Below are 14,750 nucleotides of genomic sequence, written 5' to 3' on the forward strand. Positions count from 1 at the left end.
CACCACAGGGGTGTCAGACGCCGAACGCGGCGGGGTACCGGATCGTGCCGGCGGCGATCGGGCGGGTGTTGTCGAGGGCCATGGCCATCATGGCCTCGTCGGGGACCTCGAAGGGGGCGCGGATGCCGAAGCGGGAGGCGGGGGTGAAGCCGAACCGCGGGTAGTAGCTGGCATGGCCCAGGACGAGGACGAGGTTCTCTCCCATGGCCCGGGCGGCGTCCAGGGAGGCGCGGATGGCGGCGGAGCCGGCGCCGGTGCGCTGGGCGGACGGCAGTACCGCGCACGGGCCCAGGGTGAGGGCGGGGGCGCCGTCGACGTGGCAGCGGGTGAGTAGCGCGTGCCCGACCGGGGTGCCGTCCGGGGCGGTGGCGATCATGGACAGGCCGTCGATCCACGCCTGCGGGTCGGCGCGCAGCGCGTCGACGATGCCGGCCTCTTCGACGCCGGGGAAGGCGGCGAGGTTGATCGCGCGGATGGCGGGGATGTCTTCGGCGGTCTCGGGGCGGGTGGTCCAGGCGTGCATGGTGGTCCCGTTCTCGCTGGTGGCAAGGGTGCTTTCATGGGGCGGCGGACGTAGACGGCGTACCGGTAGTCGGCCAGCACGTCCACGCGGGGGTCACCTCGGACACCTGGGCCCGGACCGCCACCGGGTTGGCGCCCGCTCTCGGGAATGTCCAGCAGGTCGGCGTCGAACTGGCGACCACGCCCACGGTTCGCCAGAGTACCGCCACCTCCAAGGGCTGACCCCATAGGCGACGGTGCTGGACATGTCTTGCCACGGTCGGTCCGGGAAGGTCGCTCGGCCGGAGCACTCAGCCTCAGCCGCCGCGACGCCACCTGACCCATCGACAGTCCTTCGGGCTGCGATCGCGCGGTGCGGGCGTCGTTTCGGCGCACCGGGACGACGCGGCGGCGGCGCACACGCGCCACCGCCGCGGCCAGATGACTCAGCCCCAGGCGATCGAGCTGACCTCGTCGTGCATCACCCCGATCTGACGCTCCCACGGGGTGGTCCAGGTGAGCCCGAGGCCGAGGAAGTCCCGGTGTTCGAAAAGCGTCACTCGACAGAACCGGTAGGTGCGGAACGAGGCGATCCGGTCGTTCCAATCATTGCCGACGTACGACGCGGAGAAGTCCCACAAGTCGGGTGGATAGGCGCAGTCGCGGTCCGTCGTGTAGATCAACGAGCTGCCACGGAAAGCCGTGTCGTCATAGAAGATGCTGATCGGGGCCTCCGCCATGATGGCCGCGCCGTCCTTCTGGCCGCCGATGGCGTTAATTCGCGCTTCGAAGACCGGGTCGTTCACCGCACCCCGAACATTGTTCGGTGCGTCGGTCACCCGACCGCCGGTCGCGTCGGCGATCGCAAGGGTGAAGCTGTCGTAGCACGTGGTCGGCGTGTGTGGTGCCGACAGGTTCGCTACGCAGTGACGCTCCGTCTCTGCCGTCTGTGCCTGCGCCGGCGCCGCGAGAGACGCCAACATCACGCCCGCGAGGGCGATGGATGCGAATGGGAGCGCTCGAAACCGCATTCTCTCTCCTTGGTCGATGGTGGTAGGTCTCCGTTGTCGACGGGTAATTCGTGGGACCGTCCATCTCTGGGCACGGGACCCGTGCCGGCGCCGTAGCCCTCCAGGCATCCGGCCTTCCATCCTTGCCCTCGTACTCCGGGCGGGAATGGACGATGTCGCCGGCAGCAGGGTTGTCGATGCTCGCGCCGGCGCGACAAATCTATGTGCGTCCGCACGGTGATGTCGTGAGTAGCGTCGTACTCAATCGGAGTGTCCGGAAATCCGAATCAAATCCGAGCGTTCGAGTCGGGCCCCGGTCTCCAGAACTGCAACCTCTGGGTTGCGGCTGATGGGAGGTATGTGTAACCTCCGGGTGACACTAAACCTGGGAAGGTGAGACACCGTGGACCACATCCGGCGCGAAATCTTCATCAAGGCCACAGTCGAGCACGTGTGGGAGCTGATCACGCGGGCCGAGCACGTCCAGGTCTGGTTCGCCTTCGACGGCGCGGAAATCGACCTGCGGCCGGGTGGCGCGCTCGTCCACACCTGGAAGGAGCACGGCTCCTTCCGAGGCGTCATCGAGCAGATCGATCCACCCACGGTCTTCTCCTACCGATACTCGTCCGTGCCGGACGAGGACCCGCGGCCGGGATACCAGACCCTGGTGACGTTCACCCTTGCCGCCGACGGTGATGGCACACGTCTGACCGTGGTCGAGAGTGGGTTCGACGAGCTGGCCATGGGCCCCGAGCAGCAACGCATCCATCTCCAGGGCGCAGCCGACGGATGGGCTGGCGGCCTGTCGGCGCTGCAGGAGCACGCGGCAACGGTCTGCCCCCGTGACGATGACCCGGCCGCGAACTGAGGTACTGGCGGCGTTGGCCGACCCCACCCGCTGGCAGGTTCTGCAACTGCTCGCAGAACGAGGCGAGCAAACGGCCACCCGGCTGGCCGGCTTGCTACCGGTCAGCCGGCCAGCAGTGATCAAACATCTCACCACGCTGCAGCAGCACGAGCTGGTATCCAGTCGCCGGCTCGGTCGCGAGGTGCTCTACAGCGCGAACCCGTCCCGACTGATCGAGACCGCACGGTGGATGGAGACCGTCGGCACGACCTGGCAGGCCAGCCTTCTGCGACTCAGGGCGCTGGCGGAGGGCACCGGGCAATCCAGGTAGAACCTCGACCGGCGGGCGTGACCAGGTCCTCGATCCGACTGGACGTCGAGACGCCGCCCGCCAACCCCCGTTGGGCCAGACGGTCTAGCGGCGATGCGCGTCTCCGTCCGCTGCGGCGATACCGCGGTACGAGTCGGCGACGGCGTGAAAGGCCTGCTTGCGCCGGTATGTGCCGTCGGCGCAGGCGGCCATGACGCCGAAGCCGGCCTTGTCGAGATCGAGGTTCGGATCGGACCGGTGAGGGAAGTCGGGCATGGCGAATGTGAAGACGAAGCAGCCTCGTACCCCTTCGGTGTCGTAGAGGCTGATCAGATCTGCCAGGTAGCGAGCCTGGACGCTCTCGTCGCGGGGATGGTCGTCCGAGACGCGGGGCGGGTCGGCGAACCAGTTGACGATCTGGAAGGAGCCCGCGCCGCGCTGATCGGCTCCGGCGAAGGCGCCGCACCCGAACTCGGTGATCACGACCGGCTTGCCGTGGCGACGAACGAGGTCGCGGAGGCGATCGACATAGGTGGCGGCGTTGCGGCGGGAACGGTAGAAACTGATCCCGACCACGTCGAACAACGTCCAGTCGACGCGTTCCCACCCGGCGCTGGCATAGGTGAGCGGCCCGTCGAAGCGACCCCGCGCGACCGTCACGGCGCGGGTGAGCAGTGTGTTGAGCCGTCGCGCGATACGGCGACGCAGCAGGCGGTGGAACCGGATGATCAGTTGCAGGCGCAGGAACGACCGCGGCCCGGGCACGATGCCGGGGGCGGTGTGCGAGAACTCGCTGCCGACCACGAGCGTGACCCGGCCCGGGTACGCACGGCGAAGGACTTCGGCCTGCGCGGCGGCAGAATCCAACCGTTCCAGCAGCGTCGTTCGAGGCAGGTCGGTGGGATCGGGACGCAGGTAGACATCCAGACCGAGGTCGAGTGCGCAGCCGGCGGCCGCCATCAGCCGCGGCACGTCACCGCTGATGAGCATCACGGTGTTGCAGTGCAGGTCGCGGGAAATGATCTCCAGGTCTCGCCGCAGGTCGTCCGGGTGCGCGTCGCCGACGAGGTAGGAGATGCCGCGTACCTTCAGCATGCGTTCTGTCCCTCTCGGCGCTGACGGCGATCGGTGTACTCAGCCGGTTGTGATGATGCCGCACAATCCAGGCCATCGCGTGGGCGCGACGGGTGGAGTGCCCTACCGGGGGGACCCGCGACGACCAGGCGGTTGTCTGGGCGAGCCCATGTACGGCTACGCGTCGGCCCGGTACGTGTGGCTACGCGGCGAGGCGAACCCGACATGCGCGAGGGGGCAGCTGTGGTCAGTGGCTTCGACGGGCCCAGAAGAGCTGGTGGCCACCGCCTCCTTCGGGAACGAAATGCTCGGACTCGATGTCCAGGCCGGCCTCGGTGATCCACGTACGGTAGGTGGCGGCGTCGGCCTGGCTCCACCACATGGTGGCCGTACCGCCGAGCCAGTTGTCCTCGGCTCCGGTCCACTCCCGGGCTCCGGTGGTCGCCAGGAAGAGCCCGCCGGGCCGTAGCCAGGTGGCGATGCGGTGGAGCAGGCGTGGCTGCGCGTCGATCGGCAGGTGGATGAGCGCGTAGAGGCAGACAACCGCGTCGAACGTCCGGTCGGGGAATGCGACCTGGGTGGCGTCGCCGTGCAGGAAGGTGGCGTGGGGGACGAGTCGGCGGGCACGGTCGATCTGAACCTCGCTGAGGTCGACGCCGGTCACCCGGTGACCGGCGTCGGCGAGCGTCCTGGCGACGGGGACTCCGCAGCCGCAGCCGAGGTCCAGGACGGCGGCGCCGGCAGGGAGGTGTCGCTGCAGGCCGGTGAGATCCACCCGATGGTGCCGCGTCGTCCGGTGGGTCCGCGCAGCGGATCAGGAGTCGGGCAGGTCGCGCATCAGTTTTCGTACCGCCTGGACGTCCGGTCGTGACGGGACGTGACCGTCGCGTCGTGGTGCCGGTTCGCTCGCGGCGCCCGCCGGGTCCATGAGTCGGCGCAGGCCGGTTCGCATCAGCGCGCCGTCCATGGAGGCGATGCCGCTGAGCGTGAGGACCGATACTCCCTGGTCGAACGCGGCCATGAGGTGGGCGACGTCGTCGACCGGAAGGACTTCGCCGGTCGGTCGACCGGTGGCGGCGACCCGCCCGTAGGCGTCGATCATCACCTGGACGCGTTGCCGTAGCGCATCGATGAGCGTGTCGTCGCGGGCGGCGGTGGCGATGAACTCCAGTGTCGCCAGGCTGAACCCCCGCACCATCCGCGCCGCGTCGTCGGTCGCGGCGTCCGGTACGGGCGGGTCGGCGTCACTCTCCGCCGCCGCGAACGGGTCCCAGCCGCCGCCGCGCAGCATCTCCAGGTTGTGGTCCAGCACCGCCAGGAACAGTTCTGCCTTGCCGTCGAAGTTCGAGTAGACCGCGCCTTTGGAGAAGCCGGCCTCGTTGGCTATCCCCTCCAGGCTCGCCGCGTGGTAGCCGTCGCGGGTGAACGCGTTCAGTGCCGCCAGGATGAGCGCTTCGCGGGTCTCCTGCTGGCGCTGTGCCCGGCTGCGCGGCGCGCGGCGCCCGGAGGTCGAGGGGCGGGGAACCATGCCGCGATCCTAGCCAGTTGACCTACCATGCGTATCCAGATACCGTCGGTATTCGAATGCCGACGGTATCTGAGTGGAGGATCCAGGGAGCTATGAGCAGCGCAGTACTGGAGGTGGAGGGCCTGACCAGGCGGTTCGGGCAGGTTGTCGCCAACGACCGCATCGGGCTACGCGTACGCCGAGGAGAGGTGGTCGGCCTGCTGGGACACAACGGAGCCGGCAAGACCACACTGGTCTCGCAGATCGTCGGGCTGCTCCGACCCGATGCCGGATCGGTCCGGGTGGCCGGTGTGGACGCGATCGCCGACCCGGCGACCGCGCGACGCTGCGTCGCGCTGCAAGCCCAGGGGCAGGCACCGCTCGACGGCCTGACTCCCAGGACGGCCATCGAGATCGCCGGCCGGCTTCGCGGGATGTCCCGCACCGACGCGAGAAGCGCCGCGCATGCCCTGGCCGACGAACTCGACATCGGCGAGTGGTTCAACCGCCGCGCTACACCGGACGGTGGCGGCCTGTCCGGTGGCATCCGCCGACTCACCGCGTTCGCCATGGCCGCCGTCGCGAAAGCGCCACTGGTCATCCTCGACGAGCCGACCAACGACGTGGACGCGGCCCGGCGCCGACGACTGTGGAAGACAGTACGCCGGCTCGGCGACGAGGGCGCCGGCGTCCTGCTCGTCACCCACAACGTCGTCGAAGCGGAACGCGTCGTCGACGACCTCGTGGTCCTCGACCGCGGCAGGGTCGTCGCCTCCGGATCACCGAACCAGCTCCGCGGGACCGGCGACCACGACCTGCGACTCGAGCTCGCACTGCAGCCGGACGGCGGCGACCCGTCCGAGTCCTCCGGCGAGGTGCCGATCCCGGTCGTCCGCCGCGTCCGCGTCGGCCGGCGGGTGCTGATGACCATCGACGCGGCCGACGCCGAAGCCGCCGTCGCCTGGGCCACGAGCCTGCGCGCGGACAAGCGCATCGACGGCTACGCGCTGGCCCCCGCCACGCTCGAGGACGCCTACCTCGCCGCCACGACCGACACCGCCCCGCCGGCCACTACCACGCAGGAAGCCACCGATGTCTGAAGTGACGACCGCCCCCACACTCGCGCCGACGCATACCCGCATCCCGCCACGCACCGCCCCGTGGACGACGTACGGGACCCTGCTGCGCTGGACGATCGCCCAGACCGGCGCGATGCTGCCTTTCGTCATCGTCGTACAGGCGCTGCTCGCCGCCGGAATCATCGTCGGGTTCGGGTTCCTCATCCCCGACATCGACACCGCGTCGGCCCGATTCCTGTCCACCGGCGCACCCACGGTGCTGCTCATGGTCGTGGGGCTCGTCATGGTGCCCCAGGGCGTGGCGCAGGCACGCGCCAGCGGCACGTTCGCCTACCTGCGGGCGCTACCGGTGCCGCGCCCGTTGCTGCTGCTGGCCGACCTGACGGTGTGGCTGGCGGTCGCCCTGCCCAGCGTCGCCGTCGCGGTGATCGTGGCCCAACTGCGGTACGGCTTCAGCTACGCCTTCGACTGGCCCCTCCTGGTGACCGTATCCGTCCTGACCGCGGCGACCGCCACCGCGGTCGGCTACGCGATCGCGGTGACGCTGCCCCCGCTGCTGACCCAGCTCACGACCCAGGTGCTGGTGTTCTTCGTGATGCTGTTCTCGCCGGTCACCTTCCCCGCCGGCCAGCTCCCCGCGTGGTTCCGGACGGTCCACGATGTGCTCCCGTTCCGACCAGCGGCCGACCTGCTCCGCGCCGGGCTGCTGTCGGACAGCCACACCGCGAGCCGGCAGGACCTCGTCGTACTTATCGCATGGTGCGCGGTCGGTCTCGCGGTGAGCATCCGCGCCATGGTTCGCCGTGCCTGACGACCGAGCAGCGGGGGAGACGGTCAGGCGGGGCTGACCCGGTCGGCTCCGATCGGCCCCGTCGACGACGGCCACCGGATCGGTCCGACCGCGCGACCACCCGGCCGCGCCCCGACGGTCCCTACGCGGGAAGATCCAGCTGAACCGTGGCGCCGACCGCGTCCAGCCGGCGAGCGAGCAGGCGTATCTCAGCCGGTGTGCCGGTGATGCCGGCGCCGGTCAACCGGCCGTAGGCGTCGGCCGCTTCGCCGACCGAGGCGCCGTACCGTCGGAACATCCTCAGCACCTGTACGCGTAGCGGGCGGTTGACCTCCGGATCCGCGCGCAGCCGGGCCAGACCGACGCGGACGATCAGGGCCCGACGTAGCTCGTCGGGCATCGCACCCCACTCGCTGCCCTCGTCTACGGCACCGCACCCTGCGCATATGGACGAGGTGCCCCAGAGCAACCGGTCCTCGTCGATCGTCTGCGTGACGATGCCGCCGGACGGCGCGCCGCACCACAGGCAAGGCTCGATCACCTCGGGCCCGACGATCTCGGCCTCCCCCACGTGGGCGACAGTAGTGCGAGCCACCCTCATGCTGCCGGCCGGGCAGCGTCGGACATCGCGCAGGCTCTGTGTCCGACCGCCCGATGGCATGGGCCGGACCCACGTGCGGGTTGTCCGTGCCCGCCGCCGGCGGAGCCGATCTCCGGCGACCCGGGCCGGTGCCCGCATCAGTCGACGCGGACGGCGCTCAGGGTCTGCATGGCGTCGCGTTCCCGGTCCGCGAGGTCGGTGAGGATCGCCGAGGCCCGGGCGAGGTGGTCCGGGTCGCCGGTCTCGCCGGCGGCTGCGATGTGCCGGGAGACCTCGGTCCACAACGGGGCGATCTCGGCGTACAGCCGATGACCGAGGCGGAGGTTGTCGTCATCGACGATCGCGGCGCATTCGGCGAGGAAGTCGCGGTACATGGTGCGGAACAGCGCCCCGCCGGTCCCGCCGCGTTCCATCAGCGCCGCGGCCAGCGGAAGGTCACGGGACGGGTCGCTCGAGCGGTCGAGCCACCGCGTCACCTGCCGGGCCGCCTTGGCGATGCCGCGGTGGCCCAGATTGGCGATCGGTGGGTCGAGAAAGGTGCGCGCGTTGTTGCGGATCGCCGTCCGGACGGCGTCGTCCAGACCGGGCCGGCCGGCCGGCCCGGCGATCGTGAAAGACAGGTTACGGGCGGTCATCGGCCCGCGTTCGCCACGGGCCCGTTCCAGGCTCGCCAGCGTCGTCGTCACGGCGCCGCCCTGCTGGGCGGTGTCGACCAGGTAGGCGTGGGTGTCGTCGTAGCCGTACAGCGCGACGAAGTGGCCGCCGAAGTGGACCTTCGTGGTGAAGTACTCCAGGTGGTAGGAGTCCAGTTGCAGGCCGACCGGCCGTCCGGTGGTGAGGGCGGCGGCGACGTTCTGCCAGGCCCTGCGGGGCGAGGCGGTCTCCTGGATGTGCAGCGTCAGCCCCAGCCGGTCGGCCACGGTCCGGATGATCGAGGCCGGCTTGCTCCGGCCGCCGAGGAACGGAAAGTCCATGGTCCTGGCGTCCCAGTAGACGAAGCCCAGACCCTCGCCGAGGCCGAACAGCATGGGCTCGGACAGGTCGAGGCCCTCGTGGCGCAGCAGGGCGCCGAGCGTGGTGGTCTCACAGTGCCGACCGGCGGGGAACGCCACATTCTCGATGATCATTCGATTTCCTGATCTGCTGTCCGGGGCGGGCTGGACGAGGGGTGGACCGGCCAGGCGACCTCCGTGCGGAGTGCGGCCGTGGACACGCCGGGCGCGGGCGGGACGAGGTAGCTCTCCTCGGCCGGGCCCGCCAGCACCCGGTCCTGCTCGGCGATCCAGCGCCCCAGCGACCGGTAGGCGGTGTCGACCTCGTCGTAGCCGCCCTCGTGGACGGTCGCGGCGAGCAGGCAGCCGGCCAGTTTCCCGGCCGCGATCGTCGCGGTCGGCCGGGGTGGGCGCCCCACCGGTACGAACAACTCCACCTCCCACCCCGCCGCGTCGGGGTCGTCGCCGAGGTATCGGGTCCCGGGCGGTCCCGCCGGTTCGATCCCCTGCTCGGCGAGGCCGGCGAACAGGCGCGCGAACCCGGGCGCCAGCGCCGCGGCCAGCCCGCTCAGCGGGGTACGCACCACCGTGCGGGCGGTGGGCTGGGCGGCGCGCCACCGCTCGTACACGTGCAGCCAGCCCGGCACGCGCCCCGGCTCGGCCAGCACGGCCCCCAACCGTCCGGCGATCTCGTCCAGCCGGGCCGCCCGCGCGGCCACGCGGTCCCGGTGCCGCTCGATGACGGCGCGGGCCTGCTCCGGGACGTCGGCCGCCAGGATCTCGGCGATCTCGGGCAACGGCACCTCCATTTCTCGCAGCCGCCGGATCAGCCCGGCACGGGGGAACTGGTCGACGCCGTACCGGCGGTAGCCGGTGTCGGGATCGACCCACGCCGGGACCAGCAGACCGAGCCGGTCGTAGTTGCGCAGCACCCGTACGGACAGCCGGGTCGCCCGCGCGAAAACCCCGATCGTCATCAACCCCGTCACCGACGCCTCCAACAGCCTCGACCCTCTCCCGGGGAGAGGGTCAACCCGCGACCAACGAAACGAAGCATCAGCCGTGCCGTTGCGGCGCGGTGAGGCGCCACGTCGCCCCGACCACGTCGTAGACCGCCGTGCGGTCGACCCGGTCCGGGAGCGGCTGTGCGAGTCGCCACGGCTCGGACGTGGCGGACAGGCTCACGGTCACGGCGTTCCGGGACACGTCGCCCAGCCTCCCGATCCATTGCCGGCTCTCGGCGACCAGCGTCTCGACGAGGGTGTCGGCCGGCTCCGCCACCTCCACGGGTACGGCATCGACCACCAGGGCCGAGCCGGCCAGCAGGGTGAGCAGGCGTCCCAGGACCGCCAGGCAGGGTCCCAGGTCGCTCGACTCCACCCGTACGTAACAGTCGTCGTGTCCGGAATACCACAGACGGCAGCCGGGAAGCGTCGGCAAGACCGGCCGGTCATGACGCGCGGTTCCGACCGCAAGCGCGAGCTCGTCCAGCTGGTCCCCATTCGGCCGGTTCGGAACACCGACCAACGCCAGTTCGTACGGCGACCAGCCGTCCAGGAAGCCGGTCAGCTCGTCACACCGCATCACGAGCATCTCGTCGCCGAGGCCGACAACCCCGGTGGCCAGCGCACCCAGCTGGTGACTCGCGCAGGTGGTGCCCTGTGCCGCCGCAATCCGCGACGGCCTCCATTGCACGTACTCCTCATCGAGAAAGCTGTTGGTCGCGACGTCCACCACGACGATGGTGTCCTTCGCCGCGTGGGCCAGCACGTCCGCGAGTTCGGCGGCTTGCGCCGCCGTCGCATGGACCACCCAGTGGCCAGCACCCTCTGCAAGGCTGAAGCTCAGCGGAAACGGCGCCCGGTCGAGACCAACGCTGTTGACCGAGAATGCGCCGTCAGGCCGGACCGTGACCATCCTGTCCCTCTCCGCCAGTGCGAGAGGAGCAACCTGTTACCGTACGCCCCTCGTGGATGCGCTCGCCATGATCCATCACCGACCCGTACCCGTGCAGGCGGAACCGGGGACGGATCGCGGAAATATGGTGCCGCGGGAGGTGATGGTCAGTGGCGGAACAGTCGGATGCCGGTCCGGATGAGGGTGATGCCGCGTTGCCGGCTCTCGGCCAGGACGTCGGTGGACCGGATGGAGTCACCTGGTTCCGCGATGTACCGGACCCCGTGTCGCGCGGCTTGTTCGACGTTGTCGGGGAAGGGCAGCGCCCCGTCGGAAACGAACGCCACCTTGTCCAGCTGTCGCAGCCACCCGGCCCGTTCGACCGTACTGAGCGGTCCGCCATCCAGGGTCGTCGCACGAATCTGCTGGCCTACGACGTCCTGGACGCTGGCGCTGGCATCGTCGGCGAGTTCTCCGACGATGGGATGACGGCGCAGCCACCAGGTGTCGACCTTGGTGCCGGCGAGCCGCGTGCAGTCCACCCGTGACTGCTGACCCGCCCCGATACCCAGGGCCATTCCGTCGCGAAGGTAGGCCACGGAGTTCGACTGTGTGTGCTTGACTACGATCAGGCCGAGCAGCAGGTCGTCCACGGCAGAGGTGGGCAGCCGCGGGTCCGCGACCAGATCGCGGGTCAGTGCGACGTCGTCGCGGGGCTGGGTGAGGCGCAGGCCGTAGACGTCGCGTGTTTCCGTCGGCGGTGGCTGGAAGCCGGCGTCCGCTTCGACCACGAGGAAGCGGCCGCTCTTCTTCGCCGCCAGGGTCGCGACGACCCCCGGCTCGTAACCCGGGGCGACGATGCCGTCCGAGACCAGTCGGCGCAGGAGATCGGCGAGCTCCGCGTCGACCGGTTCCGAGACCGCGATGAAGTCGCCGTAGGAGCTCTTCGGGTCGGCGTCCCGGGCCCGGACATAGGCAGTGGTCAACGCGCCTGTCGTGGTCGGGTCCAGCCGGTACGTCCGGGCCATGGTGGCGTCGACCGGACCCGCGGTTGCCGCGCCGGCCGGTGAAACGTGTTTGACGGAGGCCGCGGCAGGACGGCCCAGGGCTTTCGCGGCCTCACGGACGAGCTGCCATCCGGCGGCGGCGTCGAGAACGTTGATGTAGGAGGCGTCGCCGTGCAGGAACCGGAACGGGGGACGCGCCGGATCGATGGCCGTGGCGGTCGCCGGACGCTGGTCGGGGTTCATGCCGTAGCGCAGGTTCATGGTGCCTCCGATCGCAGGACATCTGCTTCCGGAGGCGCCCAGGCGGTCGGCGCCACACCCTTGGTACGGCCGGTTCCCCGGTGGTAGCCCACCCGCGCCAGTAGCGGCCGGTGCCACCATACCTGCCCGCGCCCGATTCAGCGGCCGGAAGTGCCGGCCTTCCGACGCCGGCCGCTGCTGCCGCCGGCACGTCCGACGTTCGGTCAGCGCAACCCGGCCCGTTTGAGGATCTCGACCACGACTGCGGCTTTGGCATGCCGGTAGCGCGATGCTGAGAGAGGATGCGCCGCGGCGGCTTCGTACTTCCTTGCCGCATAGCGATCCCGGTCATCGGGGTGGCTGCGAAGCCAGTCACGAAAGATGATGTGGCGAAGGTACTCGTCACAGTCGGGACCGAACACGTGCAGATTGACGTCGTGACCGTCGGTCCACAGACAACGGTGTTCATACCAGTGCGGCTCCCGTGTGCGCAGCACGTATCCCGCAGCGGCCAGATCCGGTACGTAGGCCTCCTCGTCGGCCGGGTCAGCGACGATCAGATCGATGTCGAGGCGGTCCTTCGCGGGCAGTCCCGGCACGGCGGTGGAGCCGACGTGTTCGACAGCGAGGGCGCGGACGCCGAGCGTCGCCCGGATACGGCCCTCTTCGTGTCGGTAGCGTGCCGGCCAGTTCGGATCGTACGGACGGATGCTGATGGGCTTGACCGGCACGTCCAGGGTGCGATCACCGACCGCGCGTCGGGCCATCTGCTCCGGTGTGAGCGGCGCTGACGGGGCGGGCAGTGGGGGCAGGCGCATGGCGTCACCTTTCCGGGTCGACACGGACGTGCCGATGTGCGAATGGTCGATCACGCAGTCTTTCGGATGCGGTGGTGATCGCTGGGTCAGCGGACCGTGGCGATGAGGCGTTGCAGGGCGGCGTGGGCGGGCGGGCCCCGGGTGGGTTTGCCGCCTGGGCGGCCGTGGACGCCGGCGTCGCCGATGAGGATGCCGCTGAGGGCGCGTGCCATCGCCCAGCCGCGGGCGCGGCGCATGGTGGCGGCGTCCGGGGTCGGCTGGTAGGCCGCGTAGAAGTGGTCGATGGTGTCGTCCGGTAGCAGGAGCCACCCGGCGGCGAGGTCGTACGCCGGATCGCCCGCGCAGACATCGCCGAAGTCGATCACGCCACAGAGGGTGCCGTCGGCGGTGAGGACGTTGGCCGGGCGCAGGTCGGCGTGGATCCATAGCGCCGGGCCCGTCCATCGAGGCGCGGTGACCGCGTCGTCCGGCAGCGGATCGCGGTCGACCACTGATCACACCGGTTCGTACGCCGGCGCCGTCGGGCACGAGCTCAGCCGGATGGCGGGACCGGGGACCACACGCCCAACCACTGCTCGGCGCCGTACTCCTCGAACCGCTCCACCTCGGAGAACCGCAGCTTCGCCGCGAGGCGCATCGAGCGGTCGTTGGCGATCTGGGTGCGCAGCACCACGGACTCGTCGGGGAACGCGCCGGCGAACCAGTCGAGTGCCGCCGCGCACGCCTCGCCGGCGTACCCGTGGCCCCACGCCCGCGGCAGGAACATGTAGCCGAGCTCGGCCTGCCCGGCACCAGAGAGGACGTGACCCGGACGCTCCGTGTCGCGCCGATCGAGCGTGACCGTGCCGATCATCGCTCCGTCGAGATCGACCACGAAATGGCCGGGGCGTCGCCCGGGCACCTCGGGCACCGCGCGCTCGAGCTCGTCACGCGGTCGAGGGCCACCGATGTAGGTGCCCACCTCCGGCGAGGCGAACAGCTCGATGACCGCTGGACGGTCCCGGGCCTCGGGCTCACGGAGCACGAGCCGCTCGGTCCTGATCGGGGCAGGCGGCCAGGCCACGGAGCCGGGTTCAGCCATGGCGGCAACCTATCGCACACCCGTCGGGCGGTGGGTCAGCCGGTCCAGTCGGTGGCTGCGACGTAGTCGGCGAAGTCGCGCGCCGGGCGGCCGAGCGCCCGCCACACCCCGTCGGAGACGTACGCGTCGTCGCCGTCGCGGATCAGCGCACTCAGGCCGGCGACCCCGGCGGCCGCCTCCTGCGGGTATCCGAGACCGGTCAGGTGCTCCCGGTAGGCCTGCAGCGGGAGTGGAACCGGCCGGATCGGCCGGTCGGCGGCGGTCGAGATCTCGGCCAGCGCCTCGGCGACGGTGAGGGCGCGCGGGCCGGAGAGGTCGTAGGTCCGCCCGCCGTGGCCTTCTCCGGTGAGCGCGGCGACGGCCACGGCGGCGATGTCCTCGACGTCGACGAACGGGTGCCGGCCGTCGCCGGTGCCGTGGGCCAGCTCACCGGCCCGGACACCGTCGCTGAAGAACGGTTCCTCGCTGAAGTTCTGCGCGAACCAGGTCGGGCGCAGGATCGTCCAGTCCGCCCCGCAGTCACGCACCGCGTCCTCACGGGCCAGTGCCGCGGTGTCGTGGATGTCCACCCATTCGCGTGCGGACAGCAGCACGAGGCGCCGCACCCCGGCGTGTACGGCGACGTCGGTGAACGCCTTCAACAGGTCGCCGTCGCCGGGGTCGTACGGTGTCACATAGACGGCCCCGGCGCCTTCGACGGCCGCCGGCCAGGTGTCCCGGTCGGTCCAGTCGAAACGGGTCGCCGCGCTGCGGGAGGCCGCCCTCGGCTCGTGACCGGCCCGCCTGAGCTGGGCGACCACCCGCCGGCCGGTCTTGCCGGTGCCGCCGATGACCGTGATCGGTGTGTTCGTCATGCGGTCCAGCAAACCGCCGCCCGCCGCGACGCGGAATGGTCGAAAACCTCAGGTCGATACGCGCGCGTCCAGCGTCGGCGGCGACCGGTCCGGATGCCACCTCCGGCGGGGTCGCCGCGGCGGCAACGTCCATGGCGGCGCCC

At 70.6% G+C, this 14,750-nt stretch carries 17 protein-coding genes, 1 pseudogene and 1 riboswitch; of the genes and pseudogenes, 4 read left to right on the plus strand and 14 right to left on the minus strand.

Annotated features, from left to right (window positions below):
• Positions 1-13: 13 nt before the first annotated feature.
• Both Prubr_RS26390 and Prubr_RS26395 read right to left on the minus strand, forming a co-directional pair.
• Complete coding sequence (locus Prubr_RS26390; RefSeq protein WP_212817618.1) at positions 14-523, minus strand: GNAT family N-acetyltransferase; 510 nt, start codon at positions 521-523, stop codon at positions 14-16.
• 424 nt (positions 524-947) lie between these two features.
• Entirely contained in the window at positions 948-1,532 is a 585-nt protein-coding gene (locus Prubr_RS26395) for a beta/gamma crystallin domain-containing protein (protein ID WP_212817619.1), read from the minus strand.
• A gap of 382 nt (positions 1,533-1,914) precedes the next feature.
• Between Prubr_RS26395 and Prubr_RS26400 the strand changes: the two genes are divergently transcribed.
• Together Prubr_RS26400 and Prubr_RS26405 are read left to right on the plus strand one after the other, a co-directional pair.
• Positions 1,915-2,379: an SRPBCC domain-containing protein gene (locus tag Prubr_RS26400; RefSeq protein WP_212817620.1), complete on the plus strand. Its 465-nt coding sequence runs from the start codon at positions 1,915-1,917 to the stop codon at positions 2,377-2,379.
• Positions 2,360-2,689 (plus strand): ArsR/SmtB family transcription factor, encoded by a 330-nt coding sequence (locus Prubr_RS26405; protein WP_212828553.1) that lies wholly within the window; start codon positions 2,360-2,362, stop codon positions 2,687-2,689. Before Prubr_RS26400 ends, Prubr_RS26405 begins: the two co-directional genes overlap by 20 nt.
• 84 nt (positions 2,690-2,773) lie before the next feature.
• On the opposite strand, the gene Prubr_RS26410 is transcribed toward Prubr_RS26405, so the two are convergent.
• From Prubr_RS26410 to Prubr_RS26420, 3 genes are all read right to left on the minus strand, one after another.
• Positions 2,774-3,658, minus strand: coding sequence for a glycoside hydrolase family 113 (locus Prubr_RS26410; protein ID WP_425518065.1), 885 nt, complete (start codon positions 3,656-3,658; stop codon positions 2,774-2,776).
• A 331-nt stretch (positions 3,659-3,989) separates the two neighbouring features.
• Positions 3,990-4,517, minus strand: a complete 528-nt coding sequence (locus Prubr_RS26415; protein WP_212817622.1) for a class I SAM-dependent methyltransferase — start codon at positions 4,515-4,517, stop codon at positions 3,990-3,992.
• A gap of 39 nt (positions 4,518-4,556) precedes the next feature.
• The gene (locus tag Prubr_RS26420) at positions 4,557-5,270 is read right to left on the minus strand and encodes a TetR/AcrR family transcriptional regulator (protein ID WP_212817623.1); all 714 of its coding nucleotides are present in this window, start codon (positions 5,268-5,270) and stop codon (positions 4,557-4,559) included.
• Between the two features lie 92 nt (positions 5,271-5,362).
• Here Prubr_RS26420 and Prubr_RS26425 point away from each other — a divergent pair, with 92 nt between their 5' ends.
• On the plus strand, positions 5,363-6,349 hold the full coding sequence (locus Prubr_RS26425; protein WP_212817624.1) for an ABC transporter ATP-binding protein: 987 nt from the start codon (positions 5,363-5,365) through the stop codon (positions 6,347-6,349).
• Complete coding sequence (locus Prubr_RS26430) at positions 6,342-7,139, plus strand: ABC transporter permease (protein ID WP_212817625.1); 798 nt, start codon at positions 6,342-6,344, stop codon at positions 7,137-7,139. Before Prubr_RS26425 ends, Prubr_RS26430 begins: the two co-directional genes overlap by 8 nt.
• 121 nt (positions 7,140-7,260) lie before the next feature.
• Here Prubr_RS26430 and Prubr_RS26435 read toward each other — a convergent pair whose 3' ends face one another.
• From Prubr_RS26435 to Prubr_RS26475, 9 genes and pseudogenes are all read right to left on the minus strand, one after another.
• Positions 7,261-7,689: a hypothetical protein gene (locus tag Prubr_RS26435; RefSeq protein WP_212817626.1), complete on the minus strand. Its 429-nt coding sequence runs from the start codon at positions 7,687-7,689 to the stop codon at positions 7,261-7,263.
• A 167-nt stretch (positions 7,690-7,856) separates the two neighbouring features.
• Entirely contained in the window at positions 7,857-8,846 is a 990-nt protein-coding gene (locus Prubr_RS26440) for a BtrH N-terminal domain-containing protein (protein ID WP_212817627.1), read from the minus strand.
• The gene (locus Prubr_RS26445) at positions 8,843-9,688 is read right to left on the minus strand and encodes a MerR family transcriptional regulator (RefSeq protein ID WP_212817628.1); all 846 of its coding nucleotides are present in this window, start codon (positions 9,686-9,688) and stop codon (positions 8,843-8,845) included. Before Prubr_RS26445 ends, Prubr_RS26440 begins: the two co-directional genes overlap by 4 nt.
• 79 nt (positions 9,689-9,767) lie before the next feature.
• Complete coding sequence (locus Prubr_RS26450; protein ID WP_212817629.1) at positions 9,768-10,628, minus strand: hypothetical protein; 861 nt, start codon at positions 10,626-10,628, stop codon at positions 9,768-9,770.
• A gap of 146 nt (positions 10,629-10,774) precedes the next feature.
• On the minus strand, positions 10,775-11,875 hold the full coding sequence (locus tag Prubr_RS26455) for a hypothetical protein (protein WP_212817630.1): 1,101 nt from the start codon (positions 11,873-11,875) through the stop codon (positions 10,775-10,777).
• Between the two features lie 29 nt (positions 11,876-11,904).
• A riboswitch (ZMP/ZTP riboswitch) is annotated at positions 11,905-11,990 on the minus strand.
• Positions 11,991-12,078: 88 nt separating this feature from the next.
• Entirely contained in the window at positions 12,079-12,726 is a 648-nt protein-coding gene (locus tag Prubr_RS26460) for a GrpB family protein (RefSeq protein ID WP_212817631.1), read from the minus strand.
• 32 nt (positions 12,727-12,758) lie between these two features.
• Positions 12,759-13,136 (minus strand): annotated as a pseudogene (locus Prubr_RS26465) (phosphotransferase); the annotation flags it as partial.
• 68 nt (positions 13,137-13,204) lie between these two features.
• Positions 13,205-13,753: a GNAT family N-acetyltransferase gene (locus Prubr_RS26470; protein ID WP_212817632.1), complete on the minus strand. Its 549-nt coding sequence runs from the start codon at positions 13,751-13,753 to the stop codon at positions 13,205-13,207.
• 35 nt (positions 13,754-13,788) lie between these two features.
• Positions 13,789-14,607, minus strand: a complete 819-nt coding sequence (locus Prubr_RS26475) for an NAD(P)H-binding protein (protein WP_212817633.1) — start codon at positions 14,605-14,607, stop codon at positions 13,789-13,791.
• Between the last annotated feature and the right edge of the window lie 143 nt (positions 14,608-14,750).

The sequence above is a fragment of the Polymorphospora rubra genome, assembly GCF_018324255.1.
GTDB lineage: Bacteria > Actinomycetota > Actinomycetes > Mycobacteriales > Micromonosporaceae > Polymorphospora > Polymorphospora rubra.

Bases quoted from the DNA above. Each gene is read 5' to 3' on its own strand.
- Prubr_RS26390 (WP_212817618.1), bottom strand. From the start codon at position 523: ATGCACGCCTGGACCACCCGCCCCGAGACCGCCGAAGACATCCCCGCC.
- Prubr_RS26395 (WP_212817619.1), bottom strand. From the start codon at position 1,532: ATGCGGTTTCGAGCGCTCCCATTCGCATCCATCGCCCTCGCGGGCGTG.
- Prubr_RS26405 (WP_212828553.1), top strand. From the start codon at position 2,360: ATGACCCGGCCGCGAACTGAGGTACTGGCGGCGTTGGCCGACCCCACC.
- Prubr_RS26410 (WP_425518065.1), bottom strand. From the start codon at position 3,658: ATGCTCATCAGCGGTGACGTGCCGCGGCTGATGGCGGCCGCCGGCTGC.
- Prubr_RS26420 (WP_212817623.1), bottom strand. From the start codon at position 5,270: ATGGTTCCCCGCCCCTCGACCTCCGGGCGCCGCGCGCCGCGCAGCCGG.
- Prubr_RS26425 (WP_212817624.1), top strand. From the start codon at position 5,363: ATGAGCAGCGCAGTACTGGAGGTGGAGGGCCTGACCAGGCGGTTCGGG.
- Prubr_RS26430 (WP_212817625.1), top strand. From the start codon at position 6,342: ATGTCTGAAGTGACGACCGCCCCCACACTCGCGCCGACGCATACCCGC.
- Prubr_RS26440 (WP_212817627.1), bottom strand. From the start codon at position 8,846: ATGATCATCGAGAATGTGGCGTTCCCCGCCGGTCGGCACTGTGAGACC.
- Prubr_RS26445 (WP_212817628.1), bottom strand. From the start codon at position 9,688: ATGACGATCGGGGTTTTCGCGCGGGCGACCCGGCTGTCCGTACGGGTG.
- Prubr_RS26450 (WP_212817629.1), bottom strand. From the start codon at position 10,628: ATGGTCACGGTCCGGCCTGACGGCGCATTCTCGGTCAACAGCGTTGGT.
- Prubr_RS26455 (WP_212817630.1), bottom strand. From the start codon at position 11,875: ATGAACCTGCGCTACGGCATGAACCCCGACCAGCGTCCGGCGACCGCC.
- Prubr_RS26470 (WP_212817632.1), bottom strand. From the start codon at position 13,753: ATGGCTGAACCCGGCTCCGTGGCCTGGCCGCCTGCCCCGATCAGGACC.
- Prubr_RS26475 (WP_212817633.1), bottom strand. From the start codon at position 14,607: ATGACGAACACACCGATCACGGTCATCGGCGGCACCGGCAAGACCGGC.